This window comes from Pseudomonas sp. FP198 (assembly GCF_030687895.1).
In the GTDB taxonomy this organism is placed as follows: Bacteria; Pseudomonadota; Gammaproteobacteria; order Pseudomonadales; family Pseudomonadaceae; genus Aquipseudomonas.
In genome coordinates this window covers 4,271,133-4,285,308 of the sequence record NZ_CP117452.1, presented here as the reverse complement: position 1 = coordinate 4,285,308, position 14,176 = coordinate 4,271,133, and the positions used below count along the sequence as shown (strand labels likewise).

Sequence of the window (14,176 nt, the reverse complement as noted above, 5' to 3'; positions counted from 1 at the left end):
CCGTTGCCTGGTGCATCGTGTCGAATTGTTTGGGGCTGCTTCGCAGCCCAGCGGGAGCAAGCTCCCTCGCCACAGGTTCAGTGCCAGTCTCAAGTGCGCGCAGTGGCTCATGGATCAGAGGGTGAAATCACCCTCGGCCACCAGCTCGCTCAACGGCCGGCGCGGGCTCGGCACTTCGCGGGCCTGGAGGTAGTCGGCCAGCGTCGATTTGTCTCCCAGCTTGCCAATCGCCACGGCCGCGTGCACGGCGTAGCCGTCGGGAATCTTCAGTTCCTTGCGTGTCAGCTCCTGGTCGAAGCCGGCCATGCCATGGGTGTGCCAGCCGCTGAGGCTCGCTTGCAGCGCCAGGTGGCCCCAGGCCGCGCCCGTGTCGAAGGTGTGGCACTGGGCCGGGGTTTCCTCGGTGGCGCCGGGCACCGCGAAGGTGGTTTTCGAGGCGATGATCACCAGCGCCGAGGCGTGTTGGGCCCAGCCACGGTTGAATTCGTTGAGCAAGCCCAGGTAACGCTCCCAGTTCGGCGTGTCGCGACGCGCATACAGGAAACGCCAGGGCTGTGAGTTATAGGCCGAAGGCGCCCAGCGCGCGGCTTCGAAGAAGCTCAGCAGGGTTTCTTCGGAAATACTTTCAGCGATGAAAGCGCGAGGCGACCAGCGTTCGATGAACTGGGGATGGATGGCGTATTCGGCAATGCGGGGATTGGCACTCATGGGCTTACCTTGGCTGGGATCGGGAACGTGATGAAGCAACCTACGTCCAGGCGCCCGGACTGACAAGCCCCCTTGTACCGGCAGTCGCCAATGCTTGGCCTCAAGAGGCCCCGGCACTAGACTGTCGGCCTTTTCACCACGTGATGTTGATGCTTGAGCCATGGCCGCCAAAGTCGAACCGTTCTGGATACGCAAAACCCTCGATCAGCTCGATTCACAGGAGTGGGAATCGCTGTGCGACGGCTGTGGCCTGTGCTGCCTGCAAAAGCTCGAAGACGAAGACGACAACAGCGTCTACTACACGCGCATCGCCTGCAAGTTGCTCGACCTGAAGACGTGTCAGTGCACCGATTACCCCAATCGTCGCGACTTTGTTCCTGATTGCATCCAGCTCACGCCAGGCAAGGCCGATGAGTTCAAATGGTTGCCGCCGACCTGCGGCTATCGCCTGGTCAGCGAGGGCAAGGACCTGCCGCTGTGGCACCATTTGGTCTGCGGCGACCGCGACGCGGTGCACCACGAACGCATTTCCCAATCCGGGCGCATGCTCGCCGAAGGCAGCGTGGCTGAAGAGGATTGGGAAGATCACCTGATTTTCCGCGCTGGCTGAAACACCCGCCATCGCACCCCAGGAGAACCCATGGCTGCAGGATTGAAACGGATGCTGGCGGCCGGGCTGCTGGCAGTGAGCGGACCGCTGTGGGCGGCGCAGAAAGTCGATCTGGATTATCACGTCCACCTGTTGCCGCAGAGCGACCAGGCCGAAGTGCGCCTGACGCTGGCGCGGGGCTCGGCGGTGCGCAGCCTGGATTTCGATCTTGGGAGCGATGGTCGCTACAGTGATTTCAAAGCCGACGGCCAGTGGCAACTCATTCCCGGGCACGAAGCTCGGGGCGTCTGGCGCCCAGCCGCCGACAAGGCGAGCCTGACTTATCGCGTCCGCCTCAGCGAGTCGCGCAAGAACGGCTCCTTTGAGACCCGCATGACCCCCGGATGGGCGCTGCTGCGCGGTGATGACCTGGTACCGCCAGCCAGGCTGGATCAGCAGGACGGCACTGAACTGGTGTCACGCCTGGAATTCGAATTGCCGGGTGGCTGGCAAAGCATCGAGACGCCCTGGCCGCGTATCGGCAAGCAGCGTTTTCGCATCGACAACCCTTCGCGCCTGTTCGACCGGCCGACGGGCTGGATGCTGGCCGGCAAGCTCGGCAGCCGCCGCACGCGCCTGGGCGAGACCGAAGTGACCGTGGCTTCGCCGCGAGGCCAGGGCATGCGGCGGATGGACGTGCTGACGCTGCTGACCTTCGTCTGGCCGCAGGTGCAGGCAATTGTGCCGCGCCATCCGGCCAAGCTGTTGATCATTGGCGCGGGCGATCCGATGTGGCGTGGCGCCCAGGGCGGCCATGAATCGATTTACCTGCACAGCCGTCCGGCACTGGTCAGCGAACGGGGCAGCAGCCCGTTACTGCGCGAGTTGGTCCAGGTGCTGGCGCGCATCAACGATCATGATCGCAGCGACTGGATCAGCGAAGGGCTCAACGAGTATTACGCCATCGAATTGCTGCGCCGAGCCGGCGGCATGAGCGACGAGCGTTACCAGGCATTGAATGATCGACTCGCCCGGGACAGCAAGGGCGTCACGACGTTGCGTGGCGAACAGGTGAGCCCTGCAATGGTATCCAAGGCGGTGCTGCTGTTGCAGGAGCTGGATCGGGAAATTCGCCTGAAAACCCGCAACAAGCGTTCGCTGGATGATGTGCTGCAAGGGGCGATGCGGTTGGAAACCGTCGACACCGAGGAGTTTGTGAAGCTCAGTGAAAGTGTCCTGGGTGGGGCTTCCGCTGTGCTGGATAGCCGGTTACTCCAGTGACATCGCCATCGCGAGCAAGCTCGCTCCCACATTGATCGAGTCGTACACAAATAGGGTGTCCACTGAAGATCCAGTGTGGGAGCGAGCTTGCTCGCGATGGCGTTCCGACGATGAGGCCATCAGCCTCAGCGCAAAAATCAGAGCCCAGCCTTCGGCGAAACCAACGAATCATTCCCCGTCACCGTAGCCGTGCCGGTCGCCGCCTCGGCATTGGCTTTCATGCGGCTCAGTTCATCGCCGGCCTGCTCGATCCGGGCGCGGGCGTCGTGCAGGTGCTGACGATTTTTTTCCAGCAGGGTCTTGGCCGAACAATGCCCGGTGATGCCGCGGGCCAGGGCCATGCCGCCGATTGCCAGTTGGGCCAGGCCGATCACACCGCCGCGGCGCAAGCCCTTGCCCATCATCAGCACCCCACCGGCCAGTGACCCAATGCGCTCCCAGCCGTGCACATTCTGCGGGCTGCGGGTTTGGAAAGGGGTGGTCTCAACCGGCCCGAACGGATTGTTGTCGCTCATGATCTGTCTCCAGTGTGGGGATGTGTATAAAGCTGACTGCCAGAGCGAATCCGTCGTTCCATGGAATTTCCCGCCGGTCAGCGAAATTGCGGCCCCGATCGGGTGTTGTTGCCTTTGGTCATGCGGTCGTAGAGCACGACATTGACCGTAGCGGCCAGGTTCATGCAGCCGTTGGTGGGGATATAGATCACGTCTTCGCACCAGTCGCGGATGTCCTTGTCCAAGGAACCGTCTTCCGGGCCGAAGATGTACAGGGCCCGGTCTGGATGGGTGTATTCGGGCAAGGGGCGGGCGCCGTCCACCAGTTCCACGGCCACCGGCACGCAGCCCAGGGGCAGGATCTTTTTCAGGTCGTCGATGCCGATCAGCGGGATATCGTAGTGGACTTTTTTGGTGTCGGTAACGAAGTCGGCAGCGCGTTCGTAGCGCTTGCCGGTGTAGAACACCGACGCGACGCCGTAACAGCCGGCGGCACGCATGACCGAACCAACGTTTTCTGGCGACTTGGGGTTGAACAGACCGATGCAGCTGTAGCGTTTGTTGGCCACGGACGGGGGTGCCTTTGGGAAAAGGCGTGATTATACGGGGAATGGGGGAGGGTGGTCAGGTTCGAGATGTGTGGTGGCTGGTTGACCGCTTTCGCGAGCAGGCTCGCTCCCACAGCATTTTGTGAACACCAAAAATCCAATGTGGGAGCGAGCCTGCTCGCGAAGGCGGCCTTGCGGGCTCACTCGTCTTTTTTCATCAGCCCGGCCAGCGCGGCGAAGGGGTTATGCGTCGCCTTGGCGATTTTCGGCGTGCTCAGGGAGCCGTCGCCGAAGTATTGCTGGTCGGTGTAGCGCGAGTGCTCGTTGTCGTGGCAGTACAGGCACAGCAGTTCCCAGTTGGAACCGTCCTGCGGGTTGTTGTCGTGGTTGTGGTCACGGTGATGGACGGTCAGTTCGCTCAGGCGCTTGCCGGAAAACTCACGGGCGCAGCGACCGCAGACGTGGGGGTACATTTTCAGGGCTTTGTCGCGGTAGCCCATTTCCCGGTCGCGCTGGGCGTCGGCGAGGATGCGGTCGAGCTTGGCGGTGTTGGACGGTGGGGTGGACGAACTCATGGGTTCACCTTTGTAAAAAAGACTGATGACGGTTGGACAGAGTTTAGCTCAGCCCTTGAGCTTCTCGGCAATCCAGATGGTGTGGCGGGTGCCTTTGTTGCCATGGGCGAACACTTGCACCTCTTCGGCCTTGAAACCGGCCTTTTTCAGCTTGTCGGAAAACTGCCGGTCAGCGCTGGCCGACCATACCGCCAGCACGCCCTTGGGGCGCAGGGCCTTGGCGCACGCGGCCAGGCCGCCGGCCGAATACAGCCAACTGTTAGCTTTCTGGGTAAGGCCTTCCGGGCCGTTGTCGACATCCAGCATGATCGCGTCGAACCCCTGCGGCTCGGCTTGCAGGACCTTGGCGACGTCTTCCATGCGGATCACGGTGCGCGGGTCCGACAGCGGTCGCCCGGCCTTTTCGCCGAGGGGGCCGCGGTTCCACTCGACCACACCCGGGACCAGTTCAGCCACTACCACTTCGGCGCTCTTGCCCAGGTGTTTGAGGGCGGAGGCGAGGGTGAAGCCCATGCCGAGACCACCGATCAGCACCCGCGAGCCGGGACGGCCGGCGACCTTGCGACAGGGAATCTCGGCCAGGGCATCTTCGGAACCGTGCATGCGGGTATTCATCAACTGTCCGCCGTCACCGCCCTGGATCTTGATGACGAAATCTTCGCCATACTCGAAAAGGCACAAGGCACCGCCGTTGTCGGGAATGGGCGTGGTGTCGAGCAGAACGAAACGTTTCATGGAAATCTCATGGGAATGGGGCAGACCGGCCCGGTTGGGACTAGCCTGAAAGCAGACAATAGCCACGGAGCCATTGATGAAGTGCACCATTCTAACGGCCATTGCCGTGGCGGCGCTCTCGATAAGTTGCGCCCAGGCCCAGCAGCCGACGATTCCCGTCAACCCGCCGAGCATCCCCGGGGCGCCGGGCACCGCCACGCCCATGCCGTATCCACCGGTCACGCCCAGTGGTGTGCCCAAGGCCACCCCACCGGGTGGCGGCCCGCCGCTGTTGCCGCCGATCGAAATGCCCAGGCCGCCGAGGGACCAGCCGATCCCGGGCATGGAGCCGAAGCCGCCGAAGGCCAAGTCGCCGGGGGGGTGATCGCCAACACCACCCAATACCCACAGGTCCTGTATTTAACTGACAGAAAGCGCTACACCTGCTGCGACAGCAACTGTCCGTCGGCCATGCGCAGGCGCTTGGACAGGGAGACGGCAAGGGCGCGGATGATCTTGGCGGCGATCTTCGGTGCGTCGTTGAGCATTTTTTCCAGGGAATCCTTGCCCAGGTTCAATAACTGGCAATCGGTGGCCGCGATGCAACTGGCCGAGCGTCGTTCGCCGTCGAGCACGGCCATTTCGCCAAAGGCGCGGCCGCTGCGCAGCGTGGCGATGGTCACGGGCTGGCCGTCGGGGCCGGTTTTCTGCACGGCCACCTGGCCGATGTGAAGGATGCACATGAAACTGCCGGCATCGCCCTCGCGAAAAATCGCTTCGCCCTGGGCGACGGTGCTGATGCTGAAATAGCCCGATGCCGCGGCAAAGTCGACGGGCAGCAGTTGGTCGAACAGACCACAGTCCATCAGCCAGTCGCGAATTTGGTTGTTCAGTAAGGTCGGTTCTGACATGTCGTCACGGTCTTTTCTTATCGTGTTCTGCGGTTTTGGATTGTCTTGAATGTAAGACGATCCCCTGTGGGAGCGAGCCTGCTCGCGAAGGCGGTCTGTCAGCCAACGTTGGGGCAGGCTGATCCACCGTCATCGCGAGCAGGCTCGCTCCCACATTTGATCCAGTCGAGCCAGGTATGGAGCTAAGACCTGGCCATCCCACAGAGTTCCTCAAGCCACGCCCAAAACCTTCAAGACAAATGCATATTCGAGCGCTACGTCACGCAATCCCTGGTAGCGGCCGCTCATGCCGCCATGGCCAGCACCCAGTTCGGTCTTGAGCAGCAGCGGGTTTTCGTCGGTCTTGGTCGCGCGCAGTTTCGCCACCCACTTGGCCGCTTCCCAGTACTGCACGCGGCTGTCGTTGTAGCCGGCGATCACCAGCATCGCCGGATACGCCTGGGCGCGGACGTTTTCGTACGGCGCGTAGGCCCGGATGCGATCATAAACGTCCGGCTCCTCGGGGTTGCCCCATTCGTCGTATTCGGTCACGGTCAGGGGCAGCTCGGGGTCGAGCATGGTGTTGAGCACGTCGACGAACGGCACTTCGGCGATCGCCACCTTGAACAGCTCCGGGCGTTGATTGAGGACTGCGCCGATCAGCAGGCCACCGGCGCTGCCGCCGCTGATCGCCAACTGATCGGCCGAGGTGAAGCCCTGGGCGATCAGGTGTTCGGCGCAAGCGATGAAATCACTGAACGTGTTGTGCTTGTGCTCCTGCTTGCCGGCGCGATACCAGGCCTCGCCCAATTCGCCGCCGCCGCGCACATGGGCGATGGCAAACGCTACGCCACGATCCAGCAGGCTCAAGCGCGAATGGGAAAACCACGGGTCGAGGCTTTCGCCATAGGCGCCGTAGCCGTACAAGTACAGCGGCACGGGTTTGCCCAAAGCCTCGCGCTTGACCACCAGGCTGATGGGCACTTGCGTACCGTCCGGTGCCGTCGCCCAAAGCCGTTGGCTGACATACGCATCGGCATCAAACGGACCCAGCACCGGGGTTTGCTTGAGTACGACCTGAGCACCGCTGGCCAGGTCCAGCTGGCGAATCTGCGCCGGACGATTCAGCGCTTCGTAGCGCAGGCGAATGCGCTCGCTGATGAATTCCAGGCTGTTCTGCACGTGCAGGCTGTAGGCCGCGTCCGGCAGTTGCACCCGATACGCCGGCAAGCCTTGTGGGTGAACTTCGATGATCGGCAGGCCACCCTCGCGCAGGCTCAATGTCATGGCGCTGGCGTTCAGGCTCAGGCCGTCGATCATCACCGTGTCACTGTGGGGGATCAGGTTCTGCCAGTCGGCTTCGGCCGGCGCTTCGCCTGTATCGGGCGCCTGGTACAGGGCGAAATTGATGCCGTCGCGGTTGCTGCGGATGAACCAGGTCCATTGCCCTTCGAGCAGGCCATGGTCGACATCGTATTCGTGGTTCTCTACCCGTGGCGCGACGCAGGTAAACGGTTGTTGTGGTTGCGCCGCGTCCAGCACCCAGACTTCGCTGGTGGTCTTGCTGCCCAGGGACAGGATCAACTGCCGCTCGGAGCTTGAACGGTAGCAATGCAGGAAAAAACGCCCGTCCGGCTCATGGAACACTTCTTCGGCGGCGGTGCCGTCCAGGCGATAGCGCAACAGCTTATGCGGGCGATGGGTATCGTCGAGTTCGCCGAAGAACAGCGTCAGGCTGTCGTTGGCCCAGGTCATGCTGCCGTCGCAGTTTTCGAAGGACAGTTCGCTGACCTTGTCGTTGGACAGTTCCTTGACGAACAGCGTGTAGATCTCATCGCCGCTGGTGTCCAGGCTGTAGGCCAGACGCTGATGGTCGGGGCTGATGCTGAACGCGCCGAGGGAAAAGAAACCGCCGCCGGCCAGCGCGTTCGGGTCCAGCAACAGCTGTTCACGACTTTCATCGACCGTCAGGCTGTCATCGGCTGGACGCGGGCAACGGTAATGGCGAGCGTATTCATCACCTGCCGTGGTGCGGGTGTAATACAGGTAAGGGCCCCAGGGCGAGGGCAGGGAGAGGTCGGTTTCGAGGATTCGTCCCTTGATTTCCTGGAACAGCGTTTCGCGCAGTTCGGCCTGGTCGGCGAGCCGGGCTTGCTGGTAGCTGTTTTCAGCCTTCAGGTATTCGAGCACGGCGTCGGTGTCGCGCTCCTGCAGCCAGGCGTAGGGGTCAACACCGGGGGCCTTGCGGGCAATCGGGGCGTCGGGAACGTGGGCGGATAGGGGCATGGAAAAACTCTCGAGCATGATACGAACAGGGACAAGTGGCCGACGGGGTCAGTTCGGTAGCCGGACCGAAAAACTCACCCCGCCGGGCATCCGGCAGATGCCGGGGCAGCCTGACGAGCGAAAAGCCGTTACTATAAGCGCCTCTTTGCCTGCCTTGCCATGGACACCATGACCGAGAACGATTATCTGATTGCCTGGGGTCTCTACGCCTTCGCCGCCCTCGGCTGCCTCCTGGTGTGGATGCGCATGACCCGCTTCATGTGGCGCTGGTTGCGCGAGCCGCTGCGGCTGCTGATGGCGGTGTTGCTGTTCAGCCCGACCATCGTCGACCCGGTGAAGGAAAAGGTCGCCCCGGCGCTGGCCATTGCCGCCCTGGACCTGCTCTTCAAGGTTGGCAACAACGTCTGGCGTGCAGCGTCCGACCTGCTCATGTACGCCATGATCGCCTTCGGCCTCTATCTGGTCCTGGTGCTGATCCGTATTCCTGTCGAACGCGCGGCCAAGGCTCGCCAGGAGCGGGCCGCCGCAGCCAAAGCAGCCGCCGCTGCCGAGCCTGACGACGAGCCTGCGTTCGGCGTGGCCGGTGATGACCGTTACGGTCGCCCACCCGTGCCGAGCAATCCCCAGCGTTCGCGCATCGAACCGCGCCTGTAACCGGGCTGCCCAATCAAACGAGGGTTCGAGCATGTGTGAGTTATTGGGCATGAGCGCCAATGTGCCGACCGATATCGTGTTCAGCTTCACCGGGCTGATGCAGCGCGGCGGCAAGACCGGGCCGCACCGCGACGGCTGGGGCATCGCTTTTTATGAAGGCCGTGGCCTGCGCCTGTTCCAGGACCCGGCCGCCAGCAGCGAGTCGGAAGTGGCGAACCTGGTGCAACGCTATCCGATCAAGAGCGAAGTGGTCATCGGTCACATCCGCCAGGCCAACGTCGGCAAGGTCTGCCTGTCCAACACCCACCCGTTCGTGCGGGAGTTGTGGGGGCGCAACTGGTGTTTCGCCCACAACGGCCAGCTCGCCGATTTCCAGCCGGGCGTGAGTTTCTACCGCCCGGTGGGCGATACCGACAGCGAGGCGGCGTTCTGCGATCTGCTCAACCGCGTGCGCCAGGCTTATCCTGAGCCGGTGGAGGTCGAGCAGTTGCTGCCGGCCTTGATCGAGGCGTGCAGCGAATACCGCAGCAAGGGCGTGTTCAACTGCCTGCTCAGCGACGGCGACTGGCTGTTCTGCTATTGCTCGACCAAACTGGCGCAGATCACCCGGCGCGCACCGTTCGGCCCGGCGCGGCTGAAGGATGTGGACGTGATTGTCGATTTCCAGGCCGAAACCACGCCCAACGACGTGGTCACGGTGATTGCCACCGAACCCTTGACCGAAAACGAAACCTGGACCCGCTACGAACCGGGCCAATGGAGCCTGTGGCGACGCGGCGAATGCGTCAGCCACGGCCGGACCGAATAAGGACGTCACGTTATGTTGCTCAGCTATCTACGGTTGGTGTTGTTCGCGGTGGGCCTGCTGGTTGGGGTCCAGGTGCCGGGCTTCGTCAATGATTACGCCAAGCGGGTCGAGGCCCACCTGATCGAGGCGCAAACTGGCCTGCAGGGATTCCAGGGCACCGCCAACCAGTTTTTCAAGGGTGACATGCAGGCCCTGGTGGCGCATTACCGCGCCAGTGAAGATCCGATCTTTCGCAGCGATGCCGACAGCCTGAACACCTTGCTCGTGCGCCAGCAGGCTTTGGACAAACAGTTCCAGGCAATGCAGGGCCCGTGGTACATCCGCCTGCTGCAGGTGGCCCTGGCCGCCGATCCGGACATCCGCAAGGAAACCTGGAATGGCTACAGCTACCAGATCCTGCTGACCCCCGAGGCGATGATCTGGGGCATCAGCGGCGCGATGTTGCTGTCGTTCGGCCTGGAATGCCTGTTCCGCCTGATCGACTGGGTGGTGCTGGGCGGCAAGCGCCTGCGCCAGAGCCGGCCGATTGAAGAGCGTGACCTGCGCGGACTCTGACACCTTTCAGGTCGAGGGGCTTTTGTGGCGAGGGGATTTATCCCCGCTGGCTGCGAAGCAGCCCCGTCAGTGACCCTGCCTGATAGGGGAGGCGGCCTTGTTGGGGCCGCTTCGCGTCCCAGCGGGGATAAATCCCCTCGCCACAACGGCGCATGCCACAACCTACCCAATCAACTTTTTCTTATGACCCGTCCAAGGTTTTATTCGTTGGACGCGATCGACCGTGGGCTCAAGAATCGGGGCAACGGTCTCCACGTCAGCGTCGTCGAGACTCACAACAATAAAACCCGTGGAGAACCACCATGAGTGCACCCGACACGCTCGGCGTCCCCCAACCCCAGGCCCGCTCCGGTCCGTTCGATTGGTATCGCAACATCAACCAGCAGGAACGGCGCACCTTCTGGAGCTGCAAGATCGGTTACGCCCTGGACGGCATGGACACCCAGATGCTCAGCTTCGTGGTGCCGACGCTCATCGCGATGTGGGGTATCAGCACGGGTGAAGCGGGCCTGATTCACACCAGCACCTTGATCGCTTCGGCCATCGGCGGCTGGGTGGCGGGCATTCTCTCGGACCGCATCGGTCGGGTGCGCACGTTGCAATTGACGGTATTGTGGTTTGCGTTCTTCACCTTCCTTTGCGGTTTCGCCCAGAACTACGAACAACTGTTGATCGCACGCACGCTGATGGGCTTCGGCTTCGGTGGCGAGTGGACCGCCGGCGCCGTGTTGATGGGCGAAGTAATCCGCGCCAAGGACCGTGGCAAGGCGGTCGGCATGGTGCAATCGGGCTGGGCCCTGGGCTGGGGCATGACGGCGATTCTGTATGCGCTGCTGTTCTCGGTGCTGCCGCCGGAAGACGCCTGGCGCGCATTGTTCATCCTCGGCATCGTGCCGGCGGTGTTCGTGATCTTCGTTCGCCGGCTGGTCAAGGACCCGGAAGTCTATAACCAGACCAAGGCCCGGCTGACGCCCGAGAACCCGGCGAAGTTCTACGAGATTTTTGCCCCCGGCATTCTGTTCACGACGATTCGAGCCTCGCTGCTGACCACTGGCGCGCTGGGTGGCTACTACGCCATCACCTCCTGGCTGCCAACCTTCCTGAAAAACGAGCGCGGCCTGAGCGTCCTGAGTACCGGCGGCTACCTGGCGATGGTGATCGTCGGCTCTTACGTGGGTTACGTCATCAGCGCCTATCTGTCCGACATCCTCGGACGCAAGAAAAATTTCGTCCTGTTCGCCGTCGGTTCCTTCACCATCGTGCTGCTGTACACCCAGGTGCCGGTGAGCAACAACGTGATGCTGTGGCTGGGCTTCCCGTTGGGCTTCTTCGCTTCGGGCATGTTCAGCGGCATGGGTTCGTTCCTCACCGAACTGTTCCCCACGCGCATTCGCGGATCGGGGCAGGGCTTCTGCTACAACATTGGCCGCGCGGTGGCGGCGCTGTTTCCGCTGTTGATCGGTATCCTGAGCCAGAAGGTGCCGCTGAGCGTCGGCATCGGAGCCTTCGCGGCGGTGTCCTATGGCGTGGTGATCCTGGCGGCCCTGAGCCTGCCGGAGACTCAGGGCAAGCAGTTGGAAGCCGATTGACTGATAACCTGTGGGGCGCGATCCCCATGGTCCATAAAAAAGAACCTACAGGAGCGTTCACCGTGAGCCGCCTGCTACTGAACTGCGACATCGGCGAAAGCTTCGGCAACTGGACCATGGGTCTGGACGCCGAGGTGATGCCCTTCATCGATTGCGCCAACATCGCCTGCGGCTTTCATGCCGGCGACCCGAGCATCATGCGCAAGACCGTCAGCCTCGCCTTGAGCCACGGCGTACGGATCGGCGCGCACCCGGCCTATCAGGACCTGGCTGGCTTCGGCCGCCGCTCCATGGCCTATGGCGCCCAGGAGCTGCAAGACCTGCTGCACTACCAGATCGGCGCCTTGGACGGTATCTGCCGGGCCCAGGGTGGACAGGTCAGCTACGTCAAACCTCACGGTGCGATGTACAACGACATGATGGCCAACCCGGCGCAACTGCGTGCTGTTATCGAGGCCATCGCCGCGTATGACCGGCAGTTGCCGCTGATGCTACTGGCGACCCGGGACAACAGCGCGGCCCAGGCCCTGGGCGACGAATACGGTCTGACCCTGTGGTTCGAAGCCTTTGCCGACCGGGCCTATGACAGCGCCGGTCGCCTGGTCTCGCGGCAATTGCCCGGGGCGGTGCATCACGATCCCGAGGTGATCATCGGACAGGCGCTGACCATTGCCCGCGGCGACGCGCTGACGGCCAGCGACGGCAGCGCCTTGAATCTGCACGCCGATACGCTGTGCGTGCACGGCGACAACGCCAGCTCCGTGGCGGCCGTGCAGCGTATCCGCGAGGCCCTCGACCGGCAGAGCGCGCCATGAAACCACGCGTGGAAGTGGTGGCGGTGGACTGCCTGATGGTGCGCCTGTTCGACGAAATCGCCGAGGCCAACATGCCGTGGATGCTGGCTGCCAGCGCGCGCCTGCGCGCGGTTTTCGCCGATGATCTGATTGATCTGGTGCCGTCCTACACCACCCTGATGGTGCATTACGATTTGCTCGCCCTGACTCCGACCCAGGCCCGCGAGTTGATCGGCGAAGCGCTGAACAACCTCTCGCCGGATGCCCGGTCCGCCGGGCAATGCCATGTGCTGCCGGTGTGGTACGACCCAAGTGTCGGGCCGGAGCTGGACCTGCTGGCGAGCCGCAGCGGGTTGACGGTGACGCAAGTCATCCAGCGTCACAGTGAGCGCGAATATCAGGTGTTCGCCCTGGGCTTCGCGCCGGGATTCGCTTTCATGGGGCTGGTGGACGAAGAGTTGGCCGCACCGCGACTCGACACCCCACGCAAACGGGTCGCGGCGGGCAGCGTCGGAATCGCCGAGCGTCAGACCGCCGCGTACCCGGTGGTATCGCCTGGCGGCTGGAACCTGATCGGCCGCACCCCGACCCAATTGTTCGACCGCGAGCGCGATGGCTACAGCCTGATGCAGCCCGGCGACACGGTGCGTTTTGCCGCTGTTGGTCACGCTGAGTTCATTGCCCTGGGCGGCGACGACACACCGTTGGAGGCGCAGGTATGAGCCGTCTGTTGATCGAGGCCAGCACAGCGCTGTGCCTGTTGCAGGACACTGGCCGCTTTGGCGTCAGGCATCTTGGCGTGACCCAGGGCGGCGCGGCGGACTGGCTGTCGATGAGCTGGGCCAACTGGATGCTGGGCAACGCCCCGGACGCGGCGGTGGTGGAAATCACCCTCGGCGGTTTTACCGTGGTGGCCGAGGAGGACTGCGTGCTAGCGCTGGCCGGTGCGGACCTGGGCGCGCGGATAGACGGTCAGGGCGTAGCGTCGTGGCGCTTCTTCAGCCTGCGCCAAGGCCAGGTGTTGGCGCTCACTCAGCCGGTGCTCGGTGCCCGCGCCTACCTGGCGGCTCCCGGCGGCTTTAATGCGCCTGCGGTGCTGGGCAGCCGGGCGACGGTGGTGCGCGAAGAACTCGGTGGCCTGGATGGGCGGGGGCGAGCGCTGAGTCGCGGTGAACAGCTGAGTTATTCAGGCTCGGCAACGCCTCGGCCGATGCCCCACAGGCGGATTCCGGATTTTCAGCAGGTACAGCCGCTGGACCTGATCCTCGGTGCGCAAAATGGCGCGTTCAGCGGACGCAGCCTGTTCGATGCCTTCAATACACCCTGGACGCTGGACAGTCGCGCCGATCGCATGGGCATGCGCTTGCTCGGCCCGGCGCTGGAATACCAAGGCCCGGCGATGATTTCCGAAGGCATTCCGCTCGGCGCCGTGCAGGTGCCGCCGGACGGCCAGCCGATCGTGTTGCTCAATGATCGGCAGACCATCGGTGGTTACCCGCGCCTGGGCGCCTTGACGCCGCTGTCCCTGGCCCGGTTGGCGCAATGCCTGCCAGGGACGCAGCTGCGGTTGCGGCCGGTGGTGCAGGCCGTTGCGCATCGGCAGCAGGTTGAGTGCCTCCGCAGTATTCACTACAGCCAATAAAGCTTCGTCGGATCGCCGCCCGGAGCAGGCTCGCTCCCACACTGGATTT

Annotated in this window: 17 protein-coding genes; 10 read left to right on the top strand and 7 right to left on the bottom strand. The window is 63.2% G+C overall.

Annotated features, from left to right (window positions below):
- Positions 1-114: 114 nt before the first annotated feature.
- Positions 115-708: a nitroreductase family protein gene (locus PSH78_RS19480; protein WP_305496190.1), complete on the bottom strand. Its 594-nt coding sequence runs from the start codon at positions 706-708 to the stop codon at positions 115-117.
- 160 nt (positions 709-868) lie between these two features.
- On the opposite strand from PSH78_RS19480, the gene PSH78_RS19475 reads away from it, so the two are divergent.
- The gene (locus tag PSH78_RS19475) at positions 869-1,318 is read left to right on the top strand and encodes a YcgN family cysteine cluster protein (RefSeq protein ID WP_003184256.1); all 450 of its coding nucleotides are present in this window, start codon (positions 869-871) and stop codon (positions 1,316-1,318) included.
- Between the two features lie 30 nt (positions 1,319-1,348).
- Positions 1,349-2,578: a hypothetical protein gene (locus tag PSH78_RS19470; RefSeq protein WP_305496189.1), complete on the top strand. Its 1,230-nt coding sequence runs from the start codon at positions 1,349-1,351 to the stop codon at positions 2,576-2,578.
- A gap of 137 nt (positions 2,579-2,715) precedes the next feature.
- On the opposite strand, the gene PSH78_RS19465 is transcribed toward PSH78_RS19470, so the two are convergent.
- The 4 genes from PSH78_RS19465 to PSH78_RS19450 all read right to left on the bottom strand — a co-directional run bounded on the left by PSH78_RS19465 (position 2,716) and on the right by PSH78_RS19450 (position 4,930).
- Positions 2,716-3,093: a DUF2892 domain-containing protein gene (locus tag PSH78_RS19465; protein ID WP_305496188.1), complete on the bottom strand. Its 378-nt coding sequence runs from the start codon at positions 3,091-3,093 to the stop codon at positions 2,716-2,718.
- Positions 3,094-3,170: 77 nt separating this feature from the next.
- Entirely contained in the window at positions 3,171-3,641 is a 471-nt protein-coding gene (locus tag PSH78_RS19460) for an RNA methyltransferase (protein ID WP_305496187.1), read from the bottom strand.
- Between the two features lie 179 nt (positions 3,642-3,820).
- Complete coding sequence (locus PSH78_RS19455; RefSeq protein ID WP_003184246.1) at positions 3,821-4,195, bottom strand: YajD family HNH nuclease; 375 nt, start codon at positions 4,193-4,195, stop codon at positions 3,821-3,823.
- Between the two features lie 48 nt (positions 4,196-4,243).
- On the bottom strand, positions 4,244-4,930 hold the full coding sequence (locus PSH78_RS19450) for a spermidine synthase (protein ID WP_030141186.1): 687 nt from the start codon (positions 4,928-4,930) through the stop codon (positions 4,244-4,246).
- 76 nt (positions 4,931-5,006) lie between these two features.
- On the opposite strand from PSH78_RS19450, the gene PSH78_RS19445 reads away from it, so the two are divergent.
- Positions 5,007-5,294, top strand: a complete 288-nt coding sequence (locus PSH78_RS19445; RefSeq protein ID WP_305496186.1) for a hypothetical protein — start codon at positions 5,007-5,009, stop codon at positions 5,292-5,294.
- 52 nt (positions 5,295-5,346) lie between these two features.
- Here the strand turns inward: PSH78_RS19445 and PSH78_RS19440 are convergent, their stop codons facing one another.
- On the bottom strand, positions 5,347-5,820 hold the full coding sequence (locus PSH78_RS19440) for a cyclic nucleotide-binding domain-containing protein (RefSeq protein WP_305496185.1): 474 nt from the start codon (positions 5,818-5,820) through the stop codon (positions 5,347-5,349).
- Between the two features lie 210 nt (positions 5,821-6,030).
- A complete protein-coding gene (locus tag PSH78_RS19435) occupies positions 6,031-8,085 on the bottom strand; it encodes a S9 family peptidase (RefSeq protein WP_305496184.1) in 2,055 nt (684 codons plus the stop codon).
- A gap of 159 nt (positions 8,086-8,244) precedes the next feature.
- On the opposite strand from PSH78_RS19435, the gene PSH78_RS19430 reads away from it, so the two are divergent.
- The 7 genes from PSH78_RS19430 to PSH78_RS19400 all read left to right on the top strand — a co-directional run bounded on the left by PSH78_RS19430 (position 8,245) and on the right by PSH78_RS19400 (position 14,127).
- The gene (locus PSH78_RS19430) at positions 8,245-8,739 is read left to right on the top strand and encodes an MFS transporter (protein ID WP_305496183.1); all 495 of its coding nucleotides are present in this window, start codon (positions 8,245-8,247) and stop codon (positions 8,737-8,739) included.
- Positions 8,740-8,770: 31 nt separating this feature from the next.
- Positions 8,771-9,547, top strand: a complete 777-nt coding sequence (locus tag PSH78_RS19425; protein ID WP_305496182.1) for a class II glutamine amidotransferase — start codon at positions 8,771-8,773, stop codon at positions 9,545-9,547.
- Between the two features lie 12 nt (positions 9,548-9,559).
- Entirely contained in the window at positions 9,560-10,102 is a 543-nt protein-coding gene (locus tag PSH78_RS19420; protein WP_305496181.1) for a DUF2937 family protein, read from the top strand.
- A 302-nt stretch (positions 10,103-10,404) separates the two neighbouring features.
- Positions 10,405-11,691, top strand: a complete 1,287-nt coding sequence (locus PSH78_RS19415; RefSeq protein ID WP_305496180.1) for an MFS transporter — start codon at positions 10,405-10,407, stop codon at positions 11,689-11,691.
- A gap of 62 nt (positions 11,692-11,753) precedes the next feature.
- On the top strand, positions 11,754-12,506 hold the full coding sequence (locus tag PSH78_RS19410; protein ID WP_305496179.1) for a 5-oxoprolinase subunit PxpA: 753 nt from the start codon (positions 11,754-11,756) through the stop codon (positions 12,504-12,506).
- Positions 12,503-13,207 (top strand): 5-oxoprolinase subunit PxpB, encoded by a 705-nt coding sequence (gene pxpB / locus PSH78_RS19405; RefSeq protein ID WP_305496178.1) that lies wholly within the window; start codon positions 12,503-12,505, stop codon positions 13,205-13,207. Before PSH78_RS19410 ends, pxpB begins: the two co-directional genes overlap by 4 nt.
- The gene (locus PSH78_RS19400; protein ID WP_305496177.1) at positions 13,204-14,127 is read left to right on the top strand and encodes a biotin-dependent carboxyltransferase family protein; all 924 of its coding nucleotides are present in this window, start codon (positions 13,204-13,206) and stop codon (positions 14,125-14,127) included. The genes pxpB and PSH78_RS19400 overlap by 4 nt, the downstream gene beginning before the upstream one ends.
- Positions 14,128-14,176 lie beyond the last annotated feature (49 nt).

Bases quoted from the DNA above. Each gene is read 5' to 3' on its own strand.
- PSH78_RS19480 (WP_305496190.1), bottom strand. From the start codon at position 708: ATGAGTGCCAATCCCCGCATTGCCGAATACGCCATCCATCCCCAGTTC.
- PSH78_RS19475 (WP_003184256.1), top strand. From the start codon at position 869: ATGGCCGCCAAAGTCGAACCGTTCTGGATACGCAAAACCCTCGATCAG.
- PSH78_RS19470 (WP_305496189.1), top strand. From the start codon at position 1,349: ATGGCTGCAGGATTGAAACGGATGCTGGCGGCCGGGCTGCTGGCAGTG.
- PSH78_RS19465 (WP_305496188.1), bottom strand. From the start codon at position 3,093: ATGAGCGACAACAATCCGTTCGGGCCGGTTGAGACCACCCCTTTCCAA.
- PSH78_RS19455 (WP_003184246.1), bottom strand. From the start codon at position 4,195: ATGAGTTCGTCCACCCCACCGTCCAACACCGCCAAGCTCGACCGCATC.
- PSH78_RS19450 (WP_030141186.1), bottom strand. From the start codon at position 4,930: ATGAAACGTTTCGTTCTGCTCGACACCACGCCCATTCCCGACAACGGC.
- PSH78_RS19445 (WP_305496186.1), top strand. From the start codon at position 5,007: ATGAAGTGCACCATTCTAACGGCCATTGCCGTGGCGGCGCTCTCGATA.
- PSH78_RS19440 (WP_305496185.1), bottom strand. From the start codon at position 5,820: ATGTCAGAACCGACCTTACTGAACAACCAAATTCGCGACTGGCTGATG.
- PSH78_RS19435 (WP_305496184.1), bottom strand. From the start codon at position 8,085: ATGCCCCTATCCGCCCACGTTCCCGACGCCCCGATTGCCCGCAAGGCC.
- PSH78_RS19430 (WP_305496183.1), top strand. From the start codon at position 8,245: ATGGACACCATGACCGAGAACGATTATCTGATTGCCTGGGGTCTCTAC.
- PSH78_RS19425 (WP_305496182.1), top strand. From the start codon at position 8,771: ATGTGTGAGTTATTGGGCATGAGCGCCAATGTGCCGACCGATATCGTG.
- PSH78_RS19420 (WP_305496181.1), top strand. From the start codon at position 9,560: ATGTTGCTCAGCTATCTACGGTTGGTGTTGTTCGCGGTGGGCCTGCTG.
- PSH78_RS19415 (WP_305496180.1), top strand. From the start codon at position 10,405: ATGAGTGCACCCGACACGCTCGGCGTCCCCCAACCCCAGGCCCGCTCC.
- pxpB (WP_305496178.1), top strand. From the start codon at position 12,503: ATGAAACCACGCGTGGAAGTGGTGGCGGTGGACTGCCTGATGGTGCGC.
- PSH78_RS19400 (WP_305496177.1), top strand. From the start codon at position 13,204: ATGAGCCGTCTGTTGATCGAGGCCAGCACAGCGCTGTGCCTGTTGCAG.